At 44.2% G+C, this 20,519-nt stretch carries 22 protein-coding genes; all 22 read left to right on the forward strand.

What is annotated here, in order from left to right:
- Positions 1-9 precede the first annotated feature (9 nt).
- The 22 genes from JMF81_RS01885 (at position 10) to spoIVB (ending at position 20,391) form a co-directional block, all read left to right on the forward strand.
- The gene (locus JMF81_RS01885; RefSeq protein ID WP_201309769.1) at positions 10-390 is read left to right on the forward strand and encodes a SpoIIIAC/SpoIIIAD family protein; all 381 of its coding nucleotides are present in this window, start codon (positions 10-12) and stop codon (positions 388-390) included.
- Positions 391-396: 6 nt separating this feature from the next.
- Positions 397-1,518, forward strand: a complete 1,122-nt coding sequence (locus tag JMF81_RS01890) for a stage III sporulation protein AE (RefSeq protein WP_201309770.1) — start codon at positions 397-399, stop codon at positions 1,516-1,518.
- A 13-nt stretch (positions 1,519-1,531) separates the two neighbouring features.
- Positions 1,532-1,972 carry a stage III sporulation protein AF gene (locus JMF81_RS01895; RefSeq protein ID WP_243282516.1) on the forward strand — a complete coding sequence of 147 codons (441 nt, stop codon included), beginning with the start codon at positions 1,532-1,534 and terminating at the stop codon, positions 1,970-1,972.
- A gap of 7 nt (positions 1,973-1,979) precedes the next feature.
- Positions 1,980-2,522 carry a stage III sporulation protein AG gene (locus tag JMF81_RS01900; protein WP_201309772.1) on the forward strand — a complete coding sequence of 181 codons (543 nt, stop codon included), beginning with the start codon at positions 1,980-1,982 and terminating at the stop codon, positions 2,520-2,522.
- Entirely contained in the window at positions 2,523-3,089 is a 567-nt protein-coding gene (locus tag JMF81_RS01905; RefSeq protein WP_201309773.1) for a SpoIIIAH-like family protein, read from the forward strand. It begins immediately after the preceding gene.
- Between the two features lie 89 nt (positions 3,090-3,178).
- Positions 3,179-3,553, forward strand: a complete 375-nt coding sequence (locus JMF81_RS01910) for an Asp23/Gls24 family envelope stress response protein (RefSeq protein WP_201309774.1) — start codon at positions 3,179-3,181, stop codon at positions 3,551-3,553.
- Between the two features lie 86 nt (positions 3,554-3,639).
- Positions 3,640-4,053: a transcription antitermination factor NusB gene (nusB, locus tag JMF81_RS01915; RefSeq protein WP_201309775.1), complete on the forward strand. Its 414-nt coding sequence runs from the start codon at positions 3,640-3,642 to the stop codon at positions 4,051-4,053.
- On the forward strand, positions 4,043-5,260 hold the full coding sequence (xseA, locus tag JMF81_RS01920) for an exodeoxyribonuclease VII large subunit (protein WP_201309776.1): 1,218 nt from the start codon (positions 4,043-4,045) through the stop codon (positions 5,258-5,260). The genes nusB and xseA overlap by 11 nt, the downstream gene beginning before the upstream one ends.
- A complete protein-coding gene (locus JMF81_RS01925) occupies positions 5,257-6,006 on the forward strand; it encodes a Tim44 domain-containing protein (protein WP_201309777.1) in 750 nt (249 codons plus the stop codon). Before xseA ends, JMF81_RS01925 begins: the two co-directional genes overlap by 4 nt.
- A gap of 14 nt (positions 6,007-6,020) precedes the next feature.
- A complete protein-coding gene (locus JMF81_RS01930; RefSeq protein WP_201309778.1) occupies positions 6,021-6,386 on the forward strand; it encodes a DUF4186 domain-containing protein in 366 nt (121 codons plus the stop codon).
- Positions 6,387-6,587: 201 nt separating this feature from the next.
- Positions 6,588-7,976, forward strand: coding sequence for a 6-phospho-beta-glucosidase (locus JMF81_RS01935; protein WP_201309779.1), 1,389 nt, complete (start codon positions 6,588-6,590; stop codon positions 7,974-7,976).
- Between the two features lie 6 nt (positions 7,977-7,982).
- A complete protein-coding gene (locus JMF81_RS01940) occupies positions 7,983-9,053 on the forward strand; it encodes an aldose epimerase family protein (protein WP_201309780.1) in 1,071 nt (356 codons plus the stop codon).
- Positions 9,043-11,190 carry a PTS transporter subunit IIABC gene (locus tag JMF81_RS01945; protein ID WP_201309781.1) on the forward strand — a complete coding sequence of 716 codons (2,148 nt, stop codon included), beginning with the start codon at positions 9,043-9,045 and terminating at the stop codon, positions 11,188-11,190. Before JMF81_RS01940 ends, JMF81_RS01945 begins: the two co-directional genes overlap by 11 nt.
- Before the next feature lie 60 nt (positions 11,191-11,250).
- Positions 11,251-12,171 (forward strand): MurR/RpiR family transcriptional regulator, encoded by a 921-nt coding sequence (locus JMF81_RS01950; protein ID WP_243282513.1) that lies wholly within the window; start codon positions 11,251-11,253, stop codon positions 12,169-12,171.
- A gap of 96 nt (positions 12,172-12,267) precedes the next feature.
- Positions 12,268-12,477 (forward strand): exodeoxyribonuclease VII small subunit, encoded by a 210-nt coding sequence (gene xseB, locus JMF81_RS01955; protein ID WP_201309782.1) that lies wholly within the window; start codon positions 12,268-12,270, stop codon positions 12,475-12,477.
- Entirely contained in the window at positions 12,467-13,360 is an 894-nt protein-coding gene (locus JMF81_RS01960; protein ID WP_201309783.1) for a polyprenyl synthetase family protein, read from the forward strand. Before xseB ends, JMF81_RS01960 begins: the two co-directional genes overlap by 11 nt.
- Positions 13,361-13,398: 38 nt before the next feature.
- Positions 13,399-15,276: a 1-deoxy-D-xylulose-5-phosphate synthase gene (gene dxs / locus JMF81_RS01965; protein WP_201309784.1), complete on the forward strand. Its 1,878-nt coding sequence runs from the start codon at positions 13,399-13,401 to the stop codon at positions 15,274-15,276.
- Positions 15,273-16,079 (forward strand): TlyA family RNA methyltransferase, encoded by an 807-nt coding sequence (locus tag JMF81_RS01970; RefSeq protein WP_201309785.1) that lies wholly within the window; start codon positions 15,273-15,275, stop codon positions 16,077-16,079. Before dxs ends, JMF81_RS01970 begins: the two co-directional genes overlap by 4 nt.
- A 12-nt stretch (positions 16,080-16,091) precedes the next feature.
- The gene (locus tag JMF81_RS01975; protein ID WP_201309786.1) at positions 16,092-16,952 is read left to right on the forward strand and encodes an NAD(+)/NADH kinase; all 861 of its coding nucleotides are present in this window, start codon (positions 16,092-16,094) and stop codon (positions 16,950-16,952) included.
- Positions 16,939-17,397, forward strand: a complete 459-nt coding sequence (argR, locus tag JMF81_RS01980) for an arginine repressor (protein WP_201309787.1) — start codon at positions 16,939-16,941, stop codon at positions 17,395-17,397. Before JMF81_RS01975 ends, argR begins: the two co-directional genes overlap by 14 nt.
- A 14-nt stretch (positions 17,398-17,411) precedes the next feature.
- Entirely contained in the window at positions 17,412-19,094 is a 1,683-nt protein-coding gene (gene recN, locus JMF81_RS01985) for a DNA repair protein RecN (protein ID WP_201309788.1), read from the forward strand.
- Between the two features lie 79 nt (positions 19,095-19,173).
- Entirely contained in the window at positions 19,174-20,391 is a 1,218-nt protein-coding gene (spoIVB, locus tag JMF81_RS01990; RefSeq protein ID WP_201309789.1) for a SpoIVB peptidase, read from the forward strand.
- Positions 20,392-20,519: the final 128 nt, after the last annotated feature.

Below are 20,519 nucleotides of genomic sequence, written 5' to 3' on the forward strand. Positions count from 1 at the left end.
GGTGGGTATGTGATACAGGCAGCACTGTTTGGGATCATCGCCAGTCTGGCAGCAATGAAGATCAAATCCATCCGTCCGGAAATCGGACTGGCCATCGGGCTGGTATCCGGCATGATTCTGGCCGGATATGCACTGAATGAAATGCGGGAAGTGCTGGAAGTTTTTGAAACCATACGAAGTTATTCCGGGATTCCAAAGAGCTATTTTCAGATTCTGTTAAAACTGATCGGCATATCTTTTTTGTGTGAGATCACCTCCAATCTCTGCAGGGATGCAGGACAGGAAACCATTGGGAAGCAGATTGAACTAATCGGGAAATTATCAATTCTTGCAGTCAGTGTGCCGATTTTTCAGGCGTTTCTGGAAACTGTGCAGGAACTTTTGGGATAGGAAAATATGAGAAAATGGTGTATATGTTTTATGATCTTTATGATCCTGGCATTTCCGAAGCCGGTTTCTGCCGCGGAAGAAGAACTTGATTATGATTCGCTCAGTCAGGTGGAATCTGTTCTGGAAGAGCAGGATGAAGATTTTTCCTTTGCACAGATCGTAAAACTGCTGATGACAGGAAATGTCAAAGGAGCTTTGCAGTCTCTGTGGGAAAAATGTACTGGAAACTTTGTATCTTCGTTTGTCCTGCAGAAAGAATTCTTAAAACAAATGATGATTGCCGCAGTGATCGCGGCGGTCTTTAAAAATCTGTCTGACGCTTTTCTCCAGGGGAATGCAGGAAGTGCGGGATTTTATGTGACCTATATGGTTTTTATCGCGCTTATGACGGATTCTTTTTATTATCTGAATGAAACCGCTCAGGATTTGATTCAGCTGATCATGGATTATATCAAGGGAATGATCACGGCGTATTCGATTGCAGTGGTATCAACTTCGGGGGTAACCACTTCTACAGCGGTTTATGAGTTTTATCTGATGGTCATTTATGGAATGTCCCTTCTTACGGATTATCTGATACTGCCGATGATCCGAATTCTGTTTGTTCTAAAGATTGTAAACCACATTTCGGAAGAAGAGCATTTTTCCAGGCTGTGCAGTACACTGGAAAAAGCCGCAGGATGGCTGATGAAAGGTTTTTTGTCTCTTGTCCTTGGGGTGCAAATGATCCAGTCTATGATTCTGCCGGCAGTGGATTCTCTGAAAAATACGGCATTGGAAAAAGGAATTTCATCCATACCCGGAATAGGAGGAGGGTTAAATACAGTTATGACAACGGTCATAGGTTCAGCTGTTGTGATCAAAAACAGCATCGGCGCAGCTGGAATCCTGATTCTTCTGGTGCTGGTTCTTCCGCCGCTGTTAAAAATCGGGACAGTTGTGCTGGCTTACATAGCGGCCGGAATCCTGCTTCAGCCGGTTTCTGACAAGCGGATTACCGGTGCCATAGACGCCGTGATCAAAAGCGGAAAACTCATGATGCAGATGATCATCACGATGACGGTATTGTTTATACTGTCTATTGCGCTGATTGCTTTTTCGACAAACGTAAATTATTATGCGGGGTGATGCAATCTTGGAAATGATACGGGCAGTTATTTTTTTCCTGATCTTGTCAACGGTGGCCGGACAGCTGGTCGAAGGAACGAAATTTAAGCCATATGTCAGTCTGGTAGCAGGATTCATGCTCTTGATCCTGATCATACGTCCGGTGATGGAATGGATGGGAAAAGACACAAAAATACAAGATGTGGTTTCACAGATTTCTCAGGAAACGGATGCCATATCGTTTGAAGATGATGCAAGGGAAGCCAGAGAAAAGCAGGTTCAGAAAGGGGTCAGGTCGATTCTGGAAGAGTATGGAATGAAAGCGCAGGAAATAAAGGCTGATGTAGATGAGAAAGGAGAAATCCAGGAAATCACCATAACGGCAGATGATGGAAAGAGTCAGGAGAGGAGAATAAAAACCCTGGTTTCCAGATTCTATAATGTGAAAGAAGCTAATATAAATATAAGTGAGTAGAGGAAATATGATAGATAAGAAAAAACTGCAAAACATCATAGAAACCATTGGAATCAGGAAGCTGCTCCTGATCCTCGCCCTTGGGATCTGTCTGATGGTTTTCAGCGTTCCATCTCCGGAAAAGAGCCAAAAAGAAGACGCAGCGAAAGAGACACAGGACGAAGAGGATTCAACGGATGACTATGTAAGAAAACAGGAGGAGCGGCTGGTAAAAGCATTAAAACAGGTCGAGGGGGTCGGAAAGGTCAAAGTCATGATCACAGTCAAGTCTTCTTCGGAAGCAGTGGTCAATAAAGACAGTCCTTATGAAGAAAGTACGGGAAAGGAAGAAAAGAGTGTGAAGGAAGATGAAGAAACTGTCCTGATTGAGGAAGACGGGAAAAAAGTTCCATACGTCATCAAGGAGCTGCAGCCGGAGGTGGAAGGAGTCGTTGTGGTTGCCCAGGGAGGAGGAAATGATATCGTTAACCAGAATATTGTTGATGCAGTATCTGTTTTGTTTCATATTTCATCCTACAAAGTCAAAGTCTTAAAAATGGAGGATTCCTAAATGAAGAAATTGTTTAGAAAAAATCAAATGATCATTACGACCCTGGCAATCATAATTGCAGTCGCAGGGTACGTAAATTACAGTGGAAAATTCGATTCGGCATCCGGCAGCAAGACAAAGACAGTATCTAATACGGCAAAGGAAACCGCAGGAGAAGTAACGGATGATATTACAGACGTTGGAGAGGCGGTCCTTACCAACGCGCAGGTCAGCAGCTATGTTGCAAAGGCAAAATTAGAAAGAGAACAAACCCACAGCAAAGCAAAGGATACTTTGGAAGAAATTATCAGCGATGATTCTGTCAAAGACAGTGTCAAACAGGATGCTGTTGATAAACTTTCAACCCTGGCAGAGCAGATGGAAATGGAAACGGCTTCTGAAAATCTTCTGGGCGCAAAAGGGTTTTTAAATTCCATTGTCACGATCAGCAACGGAAATGTGGATGTCCTGGTAAATAAAAAAGATCTGTCAAAAGTGGAACGAAGCCAGATTGAAGATATCATTGTGAGAAAAACAGGCTGTCAGTTAGACAAAATTGTCATCACATCGATAAAAACAGAAGATTAATATTTTTCCGGCAGTAAATAATAGTAGAAAAGCACTTTTCGATTTGATATAATAGCATAGGAAGAGTGCGGAGATACAGGAGGCTTTTTATGGAAAATAAGAACAGCTATAAGATAAAGGAAAAAGGAATTCACGGCGATGTGAAGATAGCGGATGATGTGATCGCGATCATTGCAGCACTGGCAGCGACAGAAGTCAGCGGCGTGGCAAGAATGTACGGGAATATTACCAATGAACTTGTCAGCAAGCTGGGGATGAAGAAGCTGTCAAAAGGAGTCAGGGTCAAGATTGAAAAAGACGCGATCATTGTTGATCTGGCAATCGAGCTTGAATATGGAGTCAGTGTTCCGGAGATATCTTCCAAGGTCCAGGATCGGGTAAAAACCGCGATCGAAAACATGACCGGGCTGAAGGTAAAAGAGGTCAATGTCCGGGTTGCCGGAGTGGCAGTGGATGACGAGTAGAGCGTCCGGCCCTGCAGTATGATAAAGACAGTATTTTCAGACGGGACTGTATCAGTTCCGTCTTTGTATCGTAGAAAGGAAATCAAATGAAAAGAAGTGAAGTAAGAGAGCATATTTTTAAGATTCTATTCTCGGTGGAATTTTGTGAAAGAGAAGAATTTGAGGAACAGGTCAGCCTGTATTTTCAGGAGAATGGCTATATCCGAAAGAAACAGCAGGAAGAAATTGCGGGAAAAGTAACAGATCTGATCGCCCATCTGGACGAACTGGACAAAGAAATCTCTGATCATGCCAAAGCATGGAATCTGGCAAGGATCGGAAAAGCCGAGCTTTCCATTCTCCGTCTTGCCATCTATGAGATTTTAATGGATCCGGAAGTTCCAAGGAAAGTAGCGATCAATGAGGCAGTAGAATTGTCAAAGAAATACTGCAATGAAAAAGCGGCCGGCTTTATTAATGGAATTTTGGCAAAGATTGGACAGGAACAGGATGAAGAATAAGGTTTTTTCTGTAACGCAGATCAATTCCTATATTAAGAGGATGTTTCAGAGTGATTACGCCCTGAGGCGGATTTCCATCAAAGGCCAGGTATCCAACTGTAAATATCATTCTTCCGGGCATATTTATTTTTCCCTGAAGGATGAGGGAAGTCAGATTTCCTGTGTGATGTTTGCAAATGCCCGGTACCAGGGACTTAAGTTTGATATGGAAGACGGACAGGAGGTAATCGTAAGCGGCAATATCAGCGTTTATGAGCGGAGCGGAAGTTATCAGCTGTACGCAGATGAAATCCGTCTGGATGGGATTGGAGAACTTTATATCGCATATGAACAGTTAAAGCAGAAACTGTATGAAGAAGGACTCTTTGACCATGAAAAGAAAAAGCCGATTCCCAAAGATCCAAAGAAGATCGGGATTGTGACGGCAAAGACCGGCGCGGCGATCCATGATATCATAAGCACCGCAAAACGGAGGAATCCGTTTGTTCAGCTGATTCTGTATCCGGCCAAGGTTCAGGGGGAAGGAGCAGCCGCAGCGATCGTTAAAGGAATAGAGACACTGGACCGGTATGGAGTTGACATCATTATCATCGGAAGGGGCGGCGGCTCCATCGAAGATCTGTGGGCATTTAATGAAGAAATCGTGGCAAGAGCCATTGCTGCCGCAGAGACTCCGATCATATCCGGCACCGGCCATGAAGTCGATACAACCATTGCAGATTATGCGGCAGATCTTCGTGCCGCAACGCCAACTGCGGCATGTGAACTGGCGGTTCCCGATATCCGGGAAGTGCTGGAAGGAATCCGCAGCCGTGCTCAGACTCTAAATACGTATTTGAGACAGGTTTTAAGGAGATATCAGCTGAAATTAAAGCAGTATCAGCTGGAAATTGGGAAATTTGATCCGAAATTTCAGCTTCAGGAACAGAAAATGCGGCTGGCTGAACTGGAGGACAGGCTTTCTCTCCGCATGAAGAATCTTATGACAGAGTACCGGCACCGGCTGGAACTCTATACGGGAAGGCTGCATGGATTGTCACCAACAGCAAAACTGGTAAATGGATTTGGATATCTGGAGTGTGAAAATGGTGAACCGCTGGGGTCTTCCAGAAGCGTAAAGAAGGGGGACAAGATATCGGTTATCATTTCGGATGGTACATTAGAAACCAGAGTGGAAGAAGTGAAACCGCATCAAACAGAAGAATGACAGGACGAAAGATAAAAAAACTGATTCTGATGGCCGCCTTTGGAATCATACTCTGTATGACTCTGCAGGTAACCTGTCTGGCGAGGGCAGGAGGCGGAGGAAGTGGAAGCGGCGGCGGTTCCGGCGGAAGCGGAGGCTCCCACAGCAGCAGCCGGTCCTATGGCAGATCCAGAAGAAGCAGTCCGATCGGCGCTCTGATCAATAATGGGATCATTGTTTTTATGGTATGCGGAGGAAGCATTGCTTTTGCCTGGAAAGTAAGAAAAGCAGGCTGGGCCAGTAAAAAGCAGATCCGGGCGTTTGAAAAAACAGACGGCAACTGGAACTACAAAGAAATGCAGGGTTATGTGCGCCAGGCTTATTTTGAGATCCAGGAATGCTGGAGGAGACAGGATGTAGATTATGCAAAGGATTATTTAAGCCGGGAGCTCCGGGAAAACTGGAGAACGAAGCTTGCCTGGATGGAAATGCGGGATGAGGAAGAAGTGCAGGAAGATGTCCGGCTGTTGAGCGCAAGACCGGTGAAGGCAAAGAATCCTGAAGGAACCGAAGGAGATCACGTCTGGTATGTGATCCATGGAAAGATGAAAGATTATCGTATCAGAAAGTCAACAGGAGAATTTCTGGAAGGCAATGAAAGAGCCGTGGCTTTTTATGAATACTGGAAGTTTGTCTATGAAGATGAGCGATGGAAACTGGATGAGATTAAACAAAAGAACGAAATTAATCTGGAACATTTGCAGTAACAGGAGATGAGAAGATGACGGAAGAGGAATGGATGGAGCAGCTGTTTGAACGGCTTGGCAGATCAAAATTCCGCAGCCGTTTTCATTTGGGTGAAAAAGACAGGAAATATGTCAGGGAAAAGGGAATGAATCAGATTCGCTCCCATGCCTGGGATTTTGTTGAAAAGCGGCTGGCGCCGGCAGTGATTCCCAATGATGGAAAGCAGACGCCGATGAAAGGACATCCGGTTTTTCTTGCCCAGCATGCGACTGCCACCTGCTGCAGGGGATGTATCAGGAAATGGCATAAGATTTCTCAGGGAAGAGAACTCACATTCCGCCAGAAAGAATATCTGGTCAGCGTTATAATGCGGTGGATTGAAAAAGAAATGAAAGAATGATTGTTGAAAAAACAGAGACACCTTTGCGGGGAAACCTGCAGAGGTGTTATTTTTTTTCAAAAAATTTCAGGAAAAACAGGCCAAAACAAGTTTTTCTGGGAAAAAGAGTCTGACTGTTTCGGCTGTATTGAGACAAAAAGCCGGGCGGATTATGATGGACTCAGTTAAGAAAACAAGGAGAAAAACAAGGAGGAGAATAAGATGAAAGAAGCAGTCAAAATCGTGACCATCGGCGGCGGAAGCAGCTACACACCAGAATTAATGGAAGGATTTATCAAACGTTATGAAGATCTTCCAATCCGGGAAATCTGGCTTGTGGATATTGAAGATGGAAAAGAAAAAGTAGAGATTGTCGGAGGACTTGCACAGAGAATGTGGGATGCTTCCCCATATGATGTGAAAGTGTACACGACACTGGATCGAAGAGAAGCACTGAAGGACGCGGATTTTGTTACAACACAGTTTCGCGTGGGACTGCTGGATGCAAGAATCAAGGATGAAAGAATTCCTTCTCTTTACGGAATGCTCGGACAGGAAACCAATGGTGCCGGCGGAATGCTGAAGGCCTTTCGAACGATTCCTGTCATAGGAGAAATCATCCGCGACATGAGGGAACTGTGTCCGGACGCATGGCTGATCAATTTTACAAATCCAAGCGGTATGGTAACCGAAGCGGCCATCAAACATTTCGGATGGAAAAAGACCATTGGATTATGCAACGTTCCGACGATTGCAATGATGGCAGAGCCAAAACTTGCAGGAAAAGATCCAAAAGACTTAAATTACCGTTTCGCGGGGATCAATCATTTCCACTGGCACAAAGTGTTTGACGAAAATGGAAAAGATCTGACGCCGGAATTGATCGAACATATCAATGAAAAGAATGGCGGTACACCGGCTAATATTTATCAGGCAGAGTTTCCGATGGAACTGCTTAGAAGCATGAATCTGCTTCCTTGCGGATATCACAGATATTATTATGTAAAACAGACGATGCTGGATCATGCCCTGGAAGAATTCAGGGAAGGCGGAACCAGAGCGGAACAGATGAAGCAGACCGAAAAAGAATTATTTGAGCTTTATAAAAATACAGAGCTGCATACGAAGCCGGAACAGCTGTCAAAAAGAGGAGGAGCCTATTACAGTGACGCAGCCTGCGAATGCATCCGGGCAATTTACGCAAATCAGAAGATCCATATGGTAGTAAGTACACAGAACAATGGCGCGATTTCCTGTCTGGATGATGACTCCATTGTTGAGGTATCATCCATCATATCCGCTGCAGGAGCACAGCCGATGGCTTTTGGAAAACTTCCGCCGGCAGAAAAAGGATGGCTTCAGATGATGAAAGCAATGGAAGAATGTACGATTCAGGCAGCTCTGACCGGAGATTACGGCATGGCTCTGGAAGCATTTGTTTTGAATCCTCTGGTGGAAAACAACAAAGATACACAAAGGGTGTTAGACGAGCTGTTAGTGGCGCATGAAAAATATCTGCCGCAGTTCTCAGAAAAAATACAGGAGCTGAAAGCAGCTGGTGTTCATACAGAAGACCCTGCAGTAGAAGATTTGATGAAACATGGAAGGTAAAGAAAAATGAGTGTCAAAATAGAGAAATTTGGAGAGCTTCCGGATGGAAGAACCGCCAGTCTTTACCATCTGAAAAATCATCGGGGATTTGAAGTCTGTGTCACTGATTTTGGAGTGAACATCCAGTCGATTCTTGTCAGAAACTGCCGTGGTGAAAAGACGGATGTGGCGCTGGGATTTGATCACCTGGAAGATTATCTGGAAAACAACGGCATGTTTGGCGCTACGGTAGGAAGAAATGTAAACCGGATTTCCAATGCGGAATTTCAGATAGACGGCATAAAATACCATCTGGCAAAAAACAGAGGAAAACACAATATCCACAGTGATAAAGAACACGGATTTCATAAAGTATTGTGGGACGCAGAAGTAATTGATGAAAACGCAGTCAGATTTTCATATATCAGTCCGGATGGGGAACAGGGATTTCCGGGAGAACTGAAGGTTTCTGTGATCTATACGGTAACAGAAGCCAATGGACTGATTCTTTCTTATGAAGCAGTAAGCAGTAAAAAAACACTGATCAACCTGACGAATCATAATTATTTCAATCTTGGCGGACATGAAAGCGGAAATGTCGAAGATACGGAAGTAAGGATTCTGGCGGATCAATTTACACCGGTGGACGAAGAAACCATTCCTACCGGAGAAATCAGAAAAGTAGAAGGAACTCCAATGGATTTTCGGGAACGCAGGACCATTGGAAGAGACATTTTAAGCGAAGATGATCAGATTCGCTTCGGAAAAGGATATGATCATAATTTTGTGATCCGCAGCCCTCACTGCGGCATCCGGAAGGCAGCAGAAGCTTTCCACAGGCAGCAGGGAATTCTGATGGAAGTTTATTCAGATCTGCCGGGACTTCAGTTTTATACAGGAAATACGATCAGGGACGTAAAAGGGAAAGGAGATATTGTTTACAAAAAGAGAAGTGGATTTTGCATGGAGCCACAGTATTTTCCTAACAGCATAAATACAGAGACGTTTGAGGCGCCGGTATTTGAAGCGGGAGAAACATATCATGCAGCAGTTATATATCAGTTTGTATCAAGGGAGGAGAAAGAAAATGGCCAATAAAAAAGAAAAAGGATCCGTGTTTGCAGTCGTTCAGCAGATTGGAAAATCCTTCTTCCTGCCGGTTTCCGTACTGCCGATCGCAGGATTGCTTCTGGGATTAGGGTCATCGTTTACCAATGAAAAAACGATTGCGGCATATCATCTGCAGGGAATCCTGGGAGAAGGAACCATATTAAACGGTCTGCTGACCATTATGTCACAGGTAGGAAATACGATTTTTGGAAATCTTCCGCTGATCTTTGCTTTGGCAGTGGCGCTGGGAATGGCAAAAAATGAGAAAGCTGTGGCAGTATTATCTGCTGGCATATCATTCTTCGTTATGAATTCCACGATCAACGCGATGTTAAAACTGACAGGAAGCATCCTGCCGGATGGAAGTTATGCCCCGGATGTTCTGGAAGGTTCCATTACCAATGTCTGCGGAATTGATTCCCTTCAGATGGGCGTATTTGCCGGTGTTGTTGTCGGTCTTGTGACAGCAGCGCTGCATAACCGGTTTTACAAACAGGAACTTCCGGCAGCTTTATCTTTCTTCTCCGGAGTCAGATTTGTGCCGATCATCAGTGTAATCGCTCACATCGGAGTCGGAATCATCTGTTTCTTCATATGGCCGACCATCCAGAATGGAATTTTCGCGCTGGGAGATCTTGTTTTAAAATCAGGATATTTCGGAACCTTCATTTTCGGATTTTTAGAGAGGGCTCTGATCCCGTTTGGTCTTCACCATGTATTTTATCTGCCGTTCTGGCAGACCGCTCTTGGAGGTACCGCGGTAATTGATGGCGTTACAGTATCGGGCGCCCAGAATATCTTTTTCGCTCAGCTGGCATCTCCGGATACGGTAAAATTCAGTGTAGAAGCATGCCGCTTTATGTCAGGAAAATATTCCTTTATGATGGCCGGACTTCCGGCAGCCGCTTACGCCATGTATCGATGCGCGAAACCGGAAAACAGAAAAGTAGTGGGAGGACTGCTTTTCTCTGCCGGATTAACATCATTCTTAACAGGTATTACAGAGCCGATTGAATTTACCTTTTTATTTATTGCCCCGGGATTATTTATCCTTCACTGCGGGTTTGCAGGATTGTCCTTCCTTTTGATGCATCTTCTGAAAATCTGTATCGGAACCACATTCTCCTGCGGTCTTATTGATTTTACATTATATGGAATCCTGCAGGGACAGGAAAAAACAAACTGGATGATGATCCTTCCGGTATTTGTGGTATATGCGTTCTTGTACTTCTTTGTTTTCAAATTTATCATTGAAAAATTTGATCTGCCGACTCCTGGAAGGGAAGATAACGCAGAAGATATTAAACTGTATACCAAGGCAGATTATCAGAAGAAAAAGGGAAAAGGAAAAGAAGATTTTGTATCTCCACTGATTCTGAGGGGACTGGGAGGCGTCTCCAATCTGACAGACATTGACTGCTGTGCTACGAGACTTAGGGTAACAGTGGAAGATGAGACAAAAGTAGAAGATGAATTTCTGACCCGGTCCGGATCCAAAGGAATCATTCGGAAAGGAAATGGAATCCAGATCATTTACGGACCACAGGTTTCCATCATTAAGAGCAATTTTGAAGAGTATGTTCAGGACTGCGCGCAAAGAGGAATCGAATTTGAAGAGATCGAAGAATCCGGCGCAGAACCTGAGAAAAAAGAGACGGCAGAGGTACACGGTCATGGGAAAATGGTGGCTCCGGCTGATGGAAATGTGAAACCGATGGAAGAAGCCAGAGATGAAGCCTTTGCCTCCTGCGCCATGGGAAACGGCATTGTGATCGAGCCGGAGGATGGAACCATTGTATCACCGGCTGACGGTATCATTACAACAATAATCGAACCATCGCTCCATGCTGTTGGAATCCAGACAGAGGATGGAATCAATATCCTGATCCACATTGGAATCGATACGGTAAAAATGGACGGAGATGGATTCCGGAAGTGGGTTTCCACAGGACAGAAGGTAAAAGCAGGAGACCGTCTGATTACCATGGATCTCGATAAAGTAGAAAAAGCAGGATATCTTACGGATGTTATGGTTGTTGTCTTAGAGGAAGGCGGACTTCCGGACATTGCTTATCAGACAGGAATGAAAGCAGAAAAAGGGATAACGACAATAGCAGAATACTAGATCATCAGAAAACAGGCATTTGCTGTGAGCAGATGTCTGTTTTCCTGCAGCAGACAGCTTGTGAGGAAATTTGTAATTTGTTATGATAAAGAAAAAGAAAGGGATGAAACTATGGATCTGGAACATAGAATCCGCATGGCAGAAGGGCTGACGCCTCTGGAAGCTGAGATTGGGAGTTTTATTCTGAGAAATCCCATGACAGCGGAAAATGCTTCGATTATAGAGCTCGCAGATGAAATCCATGTATCAAAATCAGCAGTATATCGTTTCTGCAGGAAAATCGGACTGAAGGGATTTAATGACCTTAAAGTGCTTCTGGCAAAGGAGCTGACAGAAAAAAAGGAAAACATTGAAATGATCGATGTGAATTATCCTTTTAACCGGGAAGATGGACCGCAGGTGATTGCTGACAAGCTGTTAAAACTTTATGAGACGGCAGTGCGTGATACGAACCGCTGCATTGATGCCATGGAACTTCAGCGTGCCGCAAGGATGCTGCATCATGCCAGTGTGATCGATATTTATACTCATGCCCATAATCTGAATGCGGCAGAAAATTTTCAGGATAAGATGCTGACCATTGGAAGAACGGTCAACTGCCCGAAATCTTTTTACAAACAGCGGTCAGCTGCTCTGGCTGCAGATCAGAGCCATGGCGCGATCGTGCTGTCATATTCCGGAAAAGCGACTTATATTCCGCCGATTCTCAAAGCGCTGTATCAGAAGAAAATACCGGTCGTGCTGATTGGAAGATATGGAAGCAATCTGTATCCCCAGTATATCACCCATGCCCTGTATATCAGCGGCAGAGAGAATTTAAGAGACAGGATTTCCCAGTTTTCATCTTATATTTCCATGCAGTATATGATGGATGTTCTCTTTGGATGTATTTATAATATGGACAGGGAGAAGAATATTGAATACCTGAAAAATGCCATAGATTTTATGGATGACAGACAGGTAGAAGAGGAAGACCGGTAAAATTTCATAAAAAAGCCAGAGACAGATTACAAGGAAAAAAGTTTGTATCTGTCTTTTTCTATGATATAATATACACAAAAAACAAGGAGTACAGATATGGCGAAGAAAGAATTTAGTATCGATCAGGGCTTTGAACAGCTGGACGATATTTTAAAAAAACTGGGGAGCGAGGATGTAAAGCTGTCAGATGCGGTGAAACTGTATTCTGAAGGTGTCAGTGTAGTAAAAGAGTGCAAAGATTCTCTGGATCAGGTAGAAAAAGAATTGATAATTTTAAATGAGAATGGGGAAGAAAATGAAGTTTAAAGATGAGATGAAAGAACGGATCGGCCATATTGAGGCAGTCCTTGACTGGTATCTGCCCCGGCCGGAAGGACTGCAGAAAACAGTTCTTACGGCGATGAATACCACAGTAAAATCAGGGGGAAAGCGTCTGCGTCCGATGCTGATGGAAGAGACGTATCATATGTTTGGAGGAGAAGGAGAAGTGATCGAGCCTTTTATGGCGGCGATTGAGATGATCCATACGTATTCACTGATTCATGATGATCTGCCGGCGCTGGATAATGATGATTACAGGAGAGGAAAGAAGACCTGTCATATTGTTTACGGGGAAGATATGGCAATTCTGGCAGGAGATGCTCTTCTTAATTATGCTTACGAGACAGCTTCCAAGGCCTTTGACATGGCTAAGGGACAGGAAACAGAACGAGTGATCCAGGCCATGAAGATTCTTGCGTCAAAACCGGGGATTTATGGGATGATCGGAGGCCAGACAGCCGATGTGGAGTTAGAAGGAACACCGCTTACGATGGAGCAGATTCTTTTTATTCATAAGAATAAGACCTCTGCGCTGATCGAGGCATGTATGATGATCGGAGCCGTGCTTGCCGGTGCAGATGAAGATGAGGTCAAACGGATGGAACAGTGCGGAGAAGCCATCGGGCTGGCATTCCAGATTCAGGATGATATCCTGGATCTGGTGGGAGATGAAGAAGAGATCGGCAAGCCGGTCGGCAGTGATGAGAGGAATCATAAAGCAACATATGTAACTCTCAAAGGGCTGGAGCAGTCCAAAGAAGATGTCCGGGAAATTTCAATGAAAGCTATCGATATCCTGAAAGACTATGACCAGGAAAATGGCTATCTTACAAGACTGACAGAATATCTGATCAGCAGGACAAAATAAATCAACCCGAAAGAATCCGGGTTTCAGGAGGAATCAGCATGTTAGAAAAAATCAATCATCCTAACGACATTAAAAAGATCCGGCCGGAAGATTACAAACTTCTGGCAAAAGAAATCCGCCGCTTTCTTTTATATCATATCAGCAGGACAGGAGGGCATCTGGCGTCCAATCTCGGAATCGTAGAACTTACGATGGCGCTTCATCTTGTACTGGATTTTCCAAAAGACCAATTGATATTTGACGTAGGGCATCAGTCCTATGTCCATAAGATACTGACCGGAAGAAAGGCAGGATTTAAGACCCTGCGGCAGTTCCATGGCATGAGCGGTTTTCCAAAAAGAAAAGAAAGTCCCTGTGATGCGTTCCACAGCGGCCACAGCTCCATGTCGCTTTCTGCGGCTTTGGGATTTGCGGCAGCAAGAGATATCAATCACACAGACGAGACGATCGTGGCAGTGATCGGAGACGGCGCCCTGTCTGGAGGAATGGCTTATGAAGCTCTTAACAACATGGCCCGTCTGAGGGCAGAAAAGAAGAATCTTATTATCATCCTCAACGATAATAAGATGTCCATCGCGGAGAACGTAGGAGGAATGTCCGCATATTTAAATAAGGCACGGACTCAGAAAGGATATGTGGAGTTTAAAGGAAATGTAGAGCAGTCTTTATCGAAGATTCCGGGAGTTGGAGAACGGCTGATCCGGGTTTTGAAAAAGTCCAAAGATTCCATCAAGCAGCTGTTTATACCAGGCATGATGTTTGAAGATATGGGAATTACCTATGTAGGGCCGATTGATGGTCATAACATTCCGCAGATGCTGGAAATTTTTCAGCGGGCAAAGCAGCTGGATGAGCCGATCATTATCCATGTAGTAACGAAAAAAGGGAAGGGATATCTGCCTGCAGAGAAAAATCCGGCGAAATTTCATGGAGTCAATCCATTTGTTGTAAAGACCGGTGAGAGCAAAACGAAATCTTCCGGGCCGACTTATACAGATATTTTTGCCAAGACTCTGGCAGAAGCGGCAGAAGAAGACCCAAAGATTACGGCGGTAACAGCGGCTATGCCGGATGGAACCGGACTGCAGAAATTCGGAGAAGTATTTCCGGACCGCTTTTATGATGTGGGAATTGAGGAAGAACACGCAGTCACATTTTGCGCAGGCATGGCGTCCAGAGGACTGAAGCCGGTGTTTGCGGTGTATTCTACCTTTTTGCAGAGGGGATTTGATCAGATCCTTCATGACACGGCAATCGGCAGTTATCCGGTGCTGTTTGCCCTGGACCGTTCCGGGCTGGTCGGCGCGGATGGAGAGACCCATCAGGGAATTTTTGATATCCCGTATCTGTCCATGATTCCCAATATGGCAGTTCTTGCGCCGGTCAATGGAAAAGAATTACGGGAGATGCTTCTTTATGTTCTGAAGGATCCCAAATGTCCAACGGCAGTTAAATATTCCAGAGGAGCTGCAGAGACGCTGTATGAAGACCAGGTGGAGAAGATTGTATGGGGGAAAGGGCAGGTCTTAAAGGAAGGAAAAGACGCCGTGATCCTAAGTGTCGGAAACATGCTTCCTGAGGCTGTCAAGGCAGCGGAGATCCTGGAAGAACAGGGATATCGGATTGGTCTGGTGAATCCAAGATTTATCAAACCAATGGATACAGAACTGCTGGATCAGCTGGGAGAAGAATATTCTCTGATCGTAACGCTGGAAGAAGGAATTCTAAACGGCGGATACGGATCTATGGTCATGCAGTATCTGATGCAGAAAGGATATAAAGGAAGAATTCATAATATTGGCATCGAAGATCAGTTTGTGGAGCATGGCTCCATTTCAGAGCTGCGAAAGATGCTGAAGATAGACGGAGAAAATATTGCTGCTCGTATGAAGCAGTGGCTGGAGAATGAAATATGAAGAAAAGATTAGATGTATTACTTGTAGAAAAAGGGCTGGCGGCATCCAGGGAAAAAGCAAAGGCAATCATTATGTCAGGTGTTGTCTTTGTGGACGGCCAGAGAGAAGATAAGGCCGGTTCTGCTTTTGATGAAACAAAAGAAATCATAATCAAAGGAAAAACATTAAAATATGTAAGCAGAGGCGGTCTGAAACTGGAAAAGGCCATGAAAAATTTTGATATATCACTGAATGGGAAGGTCTGCATGGATGTAGGCGCCTCCACCGGCGGTTTTACGGACTGTATGCTGCAGAACGGCGCTGTAAAAGTTTACTCAGTCGATGTGGGACACGGACAGCTGGACTGGAAATTAAGAAATGACGAAAGAGTTGTCTGTATGGAACGGACCAATATGCGCTATGTAACGGAAGACGATATTGAAGAACCGGCACAGTTTGTTTCTATTGACGTTTCTTTTATCTCTCTTACCAAAATCCTGCCGGCGGTTTACCGGGTCTTGGAAGAAGGCGGAGAAGTCGTGGCACTGATCAAGCCTCAGTTTGAAGCAGGAAGAGAAAAAGTAGGGAAAAAAGGCGTCGTAAGAGACAAAAAAGTCCATGAAGAAGTCATTGAAAAGATCTGCAGTTTTGCGGCCTCCAATGGATTTGAACTGCTGCATCTTGATTATTCCCCGATCAAAGGACCGGAAGGAAACATTGAGTATCTGCTCCATATGAAGAAAACACCGACAATGGAAAACGGACACGATCTGGAAAAAGAGATTCCGAAAGTCGTAGAGGATTCCCATCAGGATTTGGCATAAAGAAGGAACATTATGAAAAATTTTCTAATATTGACGAACGAAAAGAAGGATCCTGGACTTCGGATCTCGAAGCACATCCAGGAATACATTGAAAAATCCGGAGGCACCAGCTACCGGATGTGTGATTTTACAAGAGATATCCAGGAAAACATCAATTGTATCACAGACCTGACAGAGTGCGTGATCGTTCTGGGAGGCGACGGCACTATGCTTCATGCAGCAAGGCTGCTTGCGTCCCATGATCTTCCAATTGTAGGGGTGAATCTCGGAACGCTGGGATTTTTAACAGAAATTGAAGTTCCGAAATTGTTTGAAGGGCTTGACTGCCTGCTTAAGGATCAGTTTATCATTGAGGAAAGATCCATGCTGGAAGGAACTGTGTTTCATGAAGCCAGACCAACATATCATCTTCTGGCTTTAAATGATATTGTGATCACAAGAAGCGGCTTTTCCAGAATCATTACCATGCGGATCATGGTAAATGGGAAGTTTCTGGATGATTTTGCGGCAGACGGCGTGATTATTTCCACACCAACGGGATCTACCGGATATAATCTGTCCGCCGGAGGTCCGGTCGTGAATCCGAAAGCAAAGGTCATTCTGGTAACACCGATCTGTCCTCATTCACTTCATGCCAAAAGCATGGTCCTTTCAGAAGAAGATGAGATCGAGATCTATCTGGAAAATGTCAGGGAAAATCAGCTGGAAGAAGCATACGTTACTTTTGATGGACAGGTGGCGCAGAAACTGAATCCGGGAGATGTATTAAAGATTGGAAATTCCAGCAAGTCAGCCAGAATCATCAAAGTAAACGGCGATAGTTTTTATGAGACTTTAAGAGTGAAAGTTGGGGGAAACTATGAAGAAAAATAGACAGGAAGCAATTATCGAATTAATTCAGAAATATCCCATCGAGACCCAGGAAGAGCTGCTGTCAAGACTTCATGAGATGGGATTTCAGACAACTCAGGCAACCATATCCAGAGACATTCGGGAGCTGGAGCTTACCAAAGTGCCCATTTCCGATGGAAAACAGGCCTACAGCCTGCTGAGCAGACAGGATAAGGATAATCGAAAGTACAGACGGATTCTTTCAGAAGCGATCGTTTCCATGGAACTTGCAGAAAATATGCTGGTAATTAAGACAGTTTCCGGCATGGCGATGGCCTCAGCGGCGGTTCTGGACGCAATGGAGATTCACGGAATGGTAGGGACCATTGCGGGAGACGACACGATCATGTGTGTTATGAAAGATAAAAATATTGGAAAAACCGTAATGACAGAGATTGAAAAGATGATGAAAAACGCAGAAAGATAAACGGTGACAGACATATGCTACAAAACTTACATGTAAAAAATTTAGCTTTGATTGATGAAGTGGAGATCACATTCCACGAGCATCTAAATATTCTCACCGGCGAGACCGGAGCAGGAAAATCGATCCTGATCGGATCCATCGAAAGTGCTTTGGGGAAAAAGGTATCGAAAGATATGATCCGGCCAGGAGAAAAAGAGGCAGTCATAGAGCTTCTGTTCTGGATCGATGATCCGGAACTGATCCGGGAAATCGAATCCTTTGATCTGACGGTGGAAGAAGGACAGGTATTTATCAAGCGGGTAATCCATGAAAAAAGAAGCATCAATAAGATCAACGACAGCACTGTAACGCTGCAGACGCTGAGAGAAGTATCCCATCGTCTGTTCGATCTCCATGGTCAGCAGGAAAACCAGACCCTGCTGAAAGAGAAAAATCATCTGACGATGCTGGATCATTTTCTGGAGGAATCTGATCGTAAGAACTTAAGAGAGTGTCAGAAAACTTATCAGGAATATACGAAGATTTCTCAGGAAATCGAAGAGCTGGCCATGGATGACCAGAAGAGACTGAGGGAAATCGGTTTTCTGGAGCATGAGATCAATGAAATCGAAGCGGCAGAACTGGTTTCCGGGGAAGATGAGGAACTGGAGCAGCAGTACCGGAAAATGCTCCACAGCAGGGAAATTGCCGCAGCATGCGGAGCAGCCAGCCGACTGACCGGATACGAAGAAGATACCGCCATCGGCAATCAGCTGACGGAAAGCATCCGGCAGATCCAGGAAGTCAGTCATCTGGATGAAAAAGTAGAGCAGTTCCACGAACAGCTGCTGCAGATTGAAGATCTTCTGGGGAGTCTTCATCAGGAAATGGCAGATTATATAGAAGATATGGAATTTGACCCTCAGACATTTGCAGAAACAGAAGAACGGCTGAATCTGATCAACAGTCTGAAAGATAAGTATGGAAGGACGATTGAAGATGTTGTGCAGTATGCAGAAACATCGGCAAAACGGCTGGAAGCACTGCAAAACGCAGAAGAGCAGATTCAGAAGCTGAAACAGCAGAGAGAAAAAATCCGGGAACAGTATCATAAATCCGCGGTCCGTCTTTCTGCCGCACGCAAAAAAATCGCAAAAATGCTGGAGAAGGAGATTACAAAAGCATTGGAGGATCTCAATTTCCTGTCTGTTGCCTTCAAAGTTCAGGTAACAGAAGAAGAGACTATGACTTCAGATGGAATCAACCGAATCCGTTTCCTGATCTCAACCAATCCGGGGCTTCCGCTGCGGCCGGTGCAGGAAGTGGCCTCCGGAGGAGAACTTTCCAGAATTATGCTGGCGATGAAATCTGTCCTGGCAGAAGTTGATAAAGTGGAGACGCTGATCTTTGATGAAATTGACACAGGAATCAGCGGAGAGACCGCTAACCGGGTAGCAAAGAAAATGGCAGTAATTTCCAGAAAGCATCAGGTTATCGCAATCACTCATCTGCCGCAGATTGCAGCAATGGCAGACAGCCATTATTATATTGAAAAGAAGACTGATCAAAATAAGACAGCAACAGAGATCCGGCAGTTAAGCGAAAAAGAATCACTGGAAGAAATTTCCAGAATGATCAGTGGAAATGAGAGGACAGAAACATCGATGAAAAATGCAGAAGAAATGAAATCTTTAGCAAATGACGCAAAATTATACTGATTTGATCCAAGAGAATAGACGCATAATAAAAAGGATGTATCACAAAAGAAGGTACGTCCTTTTTTTAGGAGGTAAATTTATGAGGAAAATCTATTATCGAAGGATTTTGTTTGTGCTTCTGCTGTTGAATCTTCTGGCATTTGCCTCGCTGTATGTCAAGTACTGCAGAGATCAGCTGCCTTCTTCGATCCATATCGAACAGGGAGAAGAAACCTGTTTTCAATATGATGTGCCGGTTACAGCGACCATCAATCACCAGACCATAAAGCTGGATCAGCCTTTTGTATTTAAGGAAGACTCTACGGGACAGTATGAAATGGACGCCAGTCTTTTTGGAAAGATTCCGTTAAAAAAGATAAAGGTAAGTGTTGTAAAGAGTCAGGAAGTCATTCCCAGCGGCAAAGTTGTCGGAATTTATGTGGAAACCGACGGACTTCTCGTGCTGGACACCGATACCTTTACAGGAATTGACGGGGCAAATCACACTCCCAGCAGTCAGAAACTGTATCAGGGTGATTATATTTTAGCCATTAACGGTAAATCCATACCTTCTAAGGCTGATTTCATGAAAGCGGTCAACCAAAGCAGCGGGGAAGAAGTAACGTTGAAAGTAAAACGAAATGAAAAGGAAATTTCCATTAAAGTAAAACCGGTAATGTCAGCTACAGACCATCAATATAAGATTGGAGCCTGGGTCAGAGACAATACACAGGGAATCGGTACACTGACTTATACAAGTGGTGAAAATTTCGGGGGATTAGGCCATGGCATTTGTGATATGGATACAGGGGATTTAATGAAAATCAAAGGCGGTTATCTGATGACTGCCAACGTGGACACGATCGCAAAAGGAAAATCAGGTTCGCCAGGGGAAATTGTTGGCAGTATCTATTATAAGGAAGAAAATTTAATAGGATCCATTGATAAGAACACAGAAGTCGGCATATACGGAAGCTGTAATCCATCCAGTCAGAAAAAATATAAAATCGGCTACCGGCAGGACATCAAAGAAGGGAAAGCATACATTATTTCAGACATCAGCGGAGAGTCAAAGCAGTATGAAATCAAAATCCGAAAAGTCAGCCAGGACAGTACCAACACAACGAAAGGAATGGAAATCGAGATTACGGATAAAGAACTTCTGAAGTTAACCAATGGCATCGTCCAGGGCATGTCGGGAACGCCCATCGTTCAAAACGGAAGATTCATAGGCGCCATCACCCATGTCTTCGTCAGTGACCCTTCCAGGGGTTATGGAATTCTGGCAGAAACGATGCTTTATGAAATGGAAAAATAAAGAGAACAATCTACCTGCAAATAAGAAATATTCATAGGTAGATTGTTCTTTTTTTCATACTTTTTCTGATGATATAAGAATAGTCCGAAAGTATTACACTATTAGATTTCATAAAAACACTCCCCTGT

This window comes from Anaerostipes butyraticus, assembly GCF_016586355.1.
GTDB classification, from domain to species: Bacteria; Bacillota; Clostridia; order Lachnospirales; family Lachnospiraceae; genus Anaerostipes; species Anaerostipes butyraticus.

Excerpts from the sequence above, each read along its gene's own strand:
- JMF81_RS01935 (WP_201309779.1), top strand. The coding sequence starts at position 6,588 with ATGAAAGAAGCAGTCAAAATCGTGACCATCGGCGGCGGAAGCAGCTAC.
- recN (WP_201309788.1), top strand. The coding sequence starts at position 17,412 with ATGCTACAAAACTTACATGTAAAAAATTTAGCTTTGATTGATGAAGTG.
- argR (WP_201309787.1), top strand. The coding sequence starts at position 16,939 with ATGAAGAAAAATAGACAGGAAGCAATTATCGAATTAATTCAGAAATAT.
- nusB (WP_201309775.1), top strand. The coding sequence starts at position 3,640 with ATGAAAAGAAGTGAAGTAAGAGAGCATATTTTTAAGATTCTATTCTCG.
- JMF81_RS01960 (WP_201309783.1), top strand. The coding sequence starts at position 12,467 with ATGAAGTTTAAAGATGAGATGAAAGAACGGATCGGCCATATTGAGGCA.
- dxs (WP_201309784.1), top strand. The coding sequence starts at position 13,399 with ATGTTAGAAAAAATCAATCATCCTAACGACATTAAAAAGATCCGGCCG.
- JMF81_RS01900 (WP_201309772.1), top strand. The coding sequence starts at position 1,980 with ATGATAGATAAGAAAAAACTGCAAAACATCATAGAAACCATTGGAATC.
- JMF81_RS01905 (WP_201309773.1), top strand. The coding sequence starts at position 2,523 with ATGAAGAAATTGTTTAGAAAAAATCAAATGATCATTACGACCCTGGCA.
- xseA (WP_201309776.1), top strand. The coding sequence starts at position 4,043 with ATGAAGAATAAGGTTTTTTCTGTAACGCAGATCAATTCCTATATTAAG.
- JMF81_RS01895 (WP_243282516.1), top strand. The coding sequence starts at position 1,532 with ATGATACGGGCAGTTATTTTTTTCCTGATCTTGTCAACGGTGGCCGGA.
- xseB (WP_201309782.1), top strand. The coding sequence starts at position 12,268 with ATGGCGAAGAAAGAATTTAGTATCGATCAGGGCTTTGAACAGCTGGAC.
- JMF81_RS01945 (WP_201309781.1), top strand. The coding sequence starts at position 9,043 with ATGGCCAATAAAAAAGAAAAAGGATCCGTGTTTGCAGTCGTTCAGCAG.
- JMF81_RS01925 (WP_201309777.1), top strand. The coding sequence starts at position 5,257 with ATGACAGGACGAAAGATAAAAAAACTGATTCTGATGGCCGCCTTTGGA.
- spoIVB (WP_201309789.1), top strand. The coding sequence starts at position 19,174 with ATGAGGAAAATCTATTATCGAAGGATTTTGTTTGTGCTTCTGCTGTTG.
- JMF81_RS01970 (WP_201309785.1), top strand. The coding sequence starts at position 15,273 with ATGAAGAAAAGATTAGATGTATTACTTGTAGAAAAAGGGCTGGCGGCA.
- JMF81_RS01930 (WP_201309778.1), top strand. The coding sequence starts at position 6,021 with ATGACGGAAGAGGAATGGATGGAGCAGCTGTTTGAACGGCTTGGCAGA.
- JMF81_RS01975 (WP_201309786.1), top strand. The coding sequence starts at position 16,092 with ATGAAAAATTTTCTAATATTGACGAACGAAAAGAAGGATCCTGGACTT.
- JMF81_RS01940 (WP_201309780.1), top strand. The coding sequence starts at position 7,983 with ATGAGTGTCAAAATAGAGAAATTTGGAGAGCTTCCGGATGGAAGAACC.
- JMF81_RS01890 (WP_201309770.1), top strand. The coding sequence starts at position 397 with ATGAGAAAATGGTGTATATGTTTTATGATCTTTATGATCCTGGCATTT.
- JMF81_RS01910 (WP_201309774.1), top strand. The coding sequence starts at position 3,179 with ATGGAAAATAAGAACAGCTATAAGATAAAGGAAAAAGGAATTCACGGC.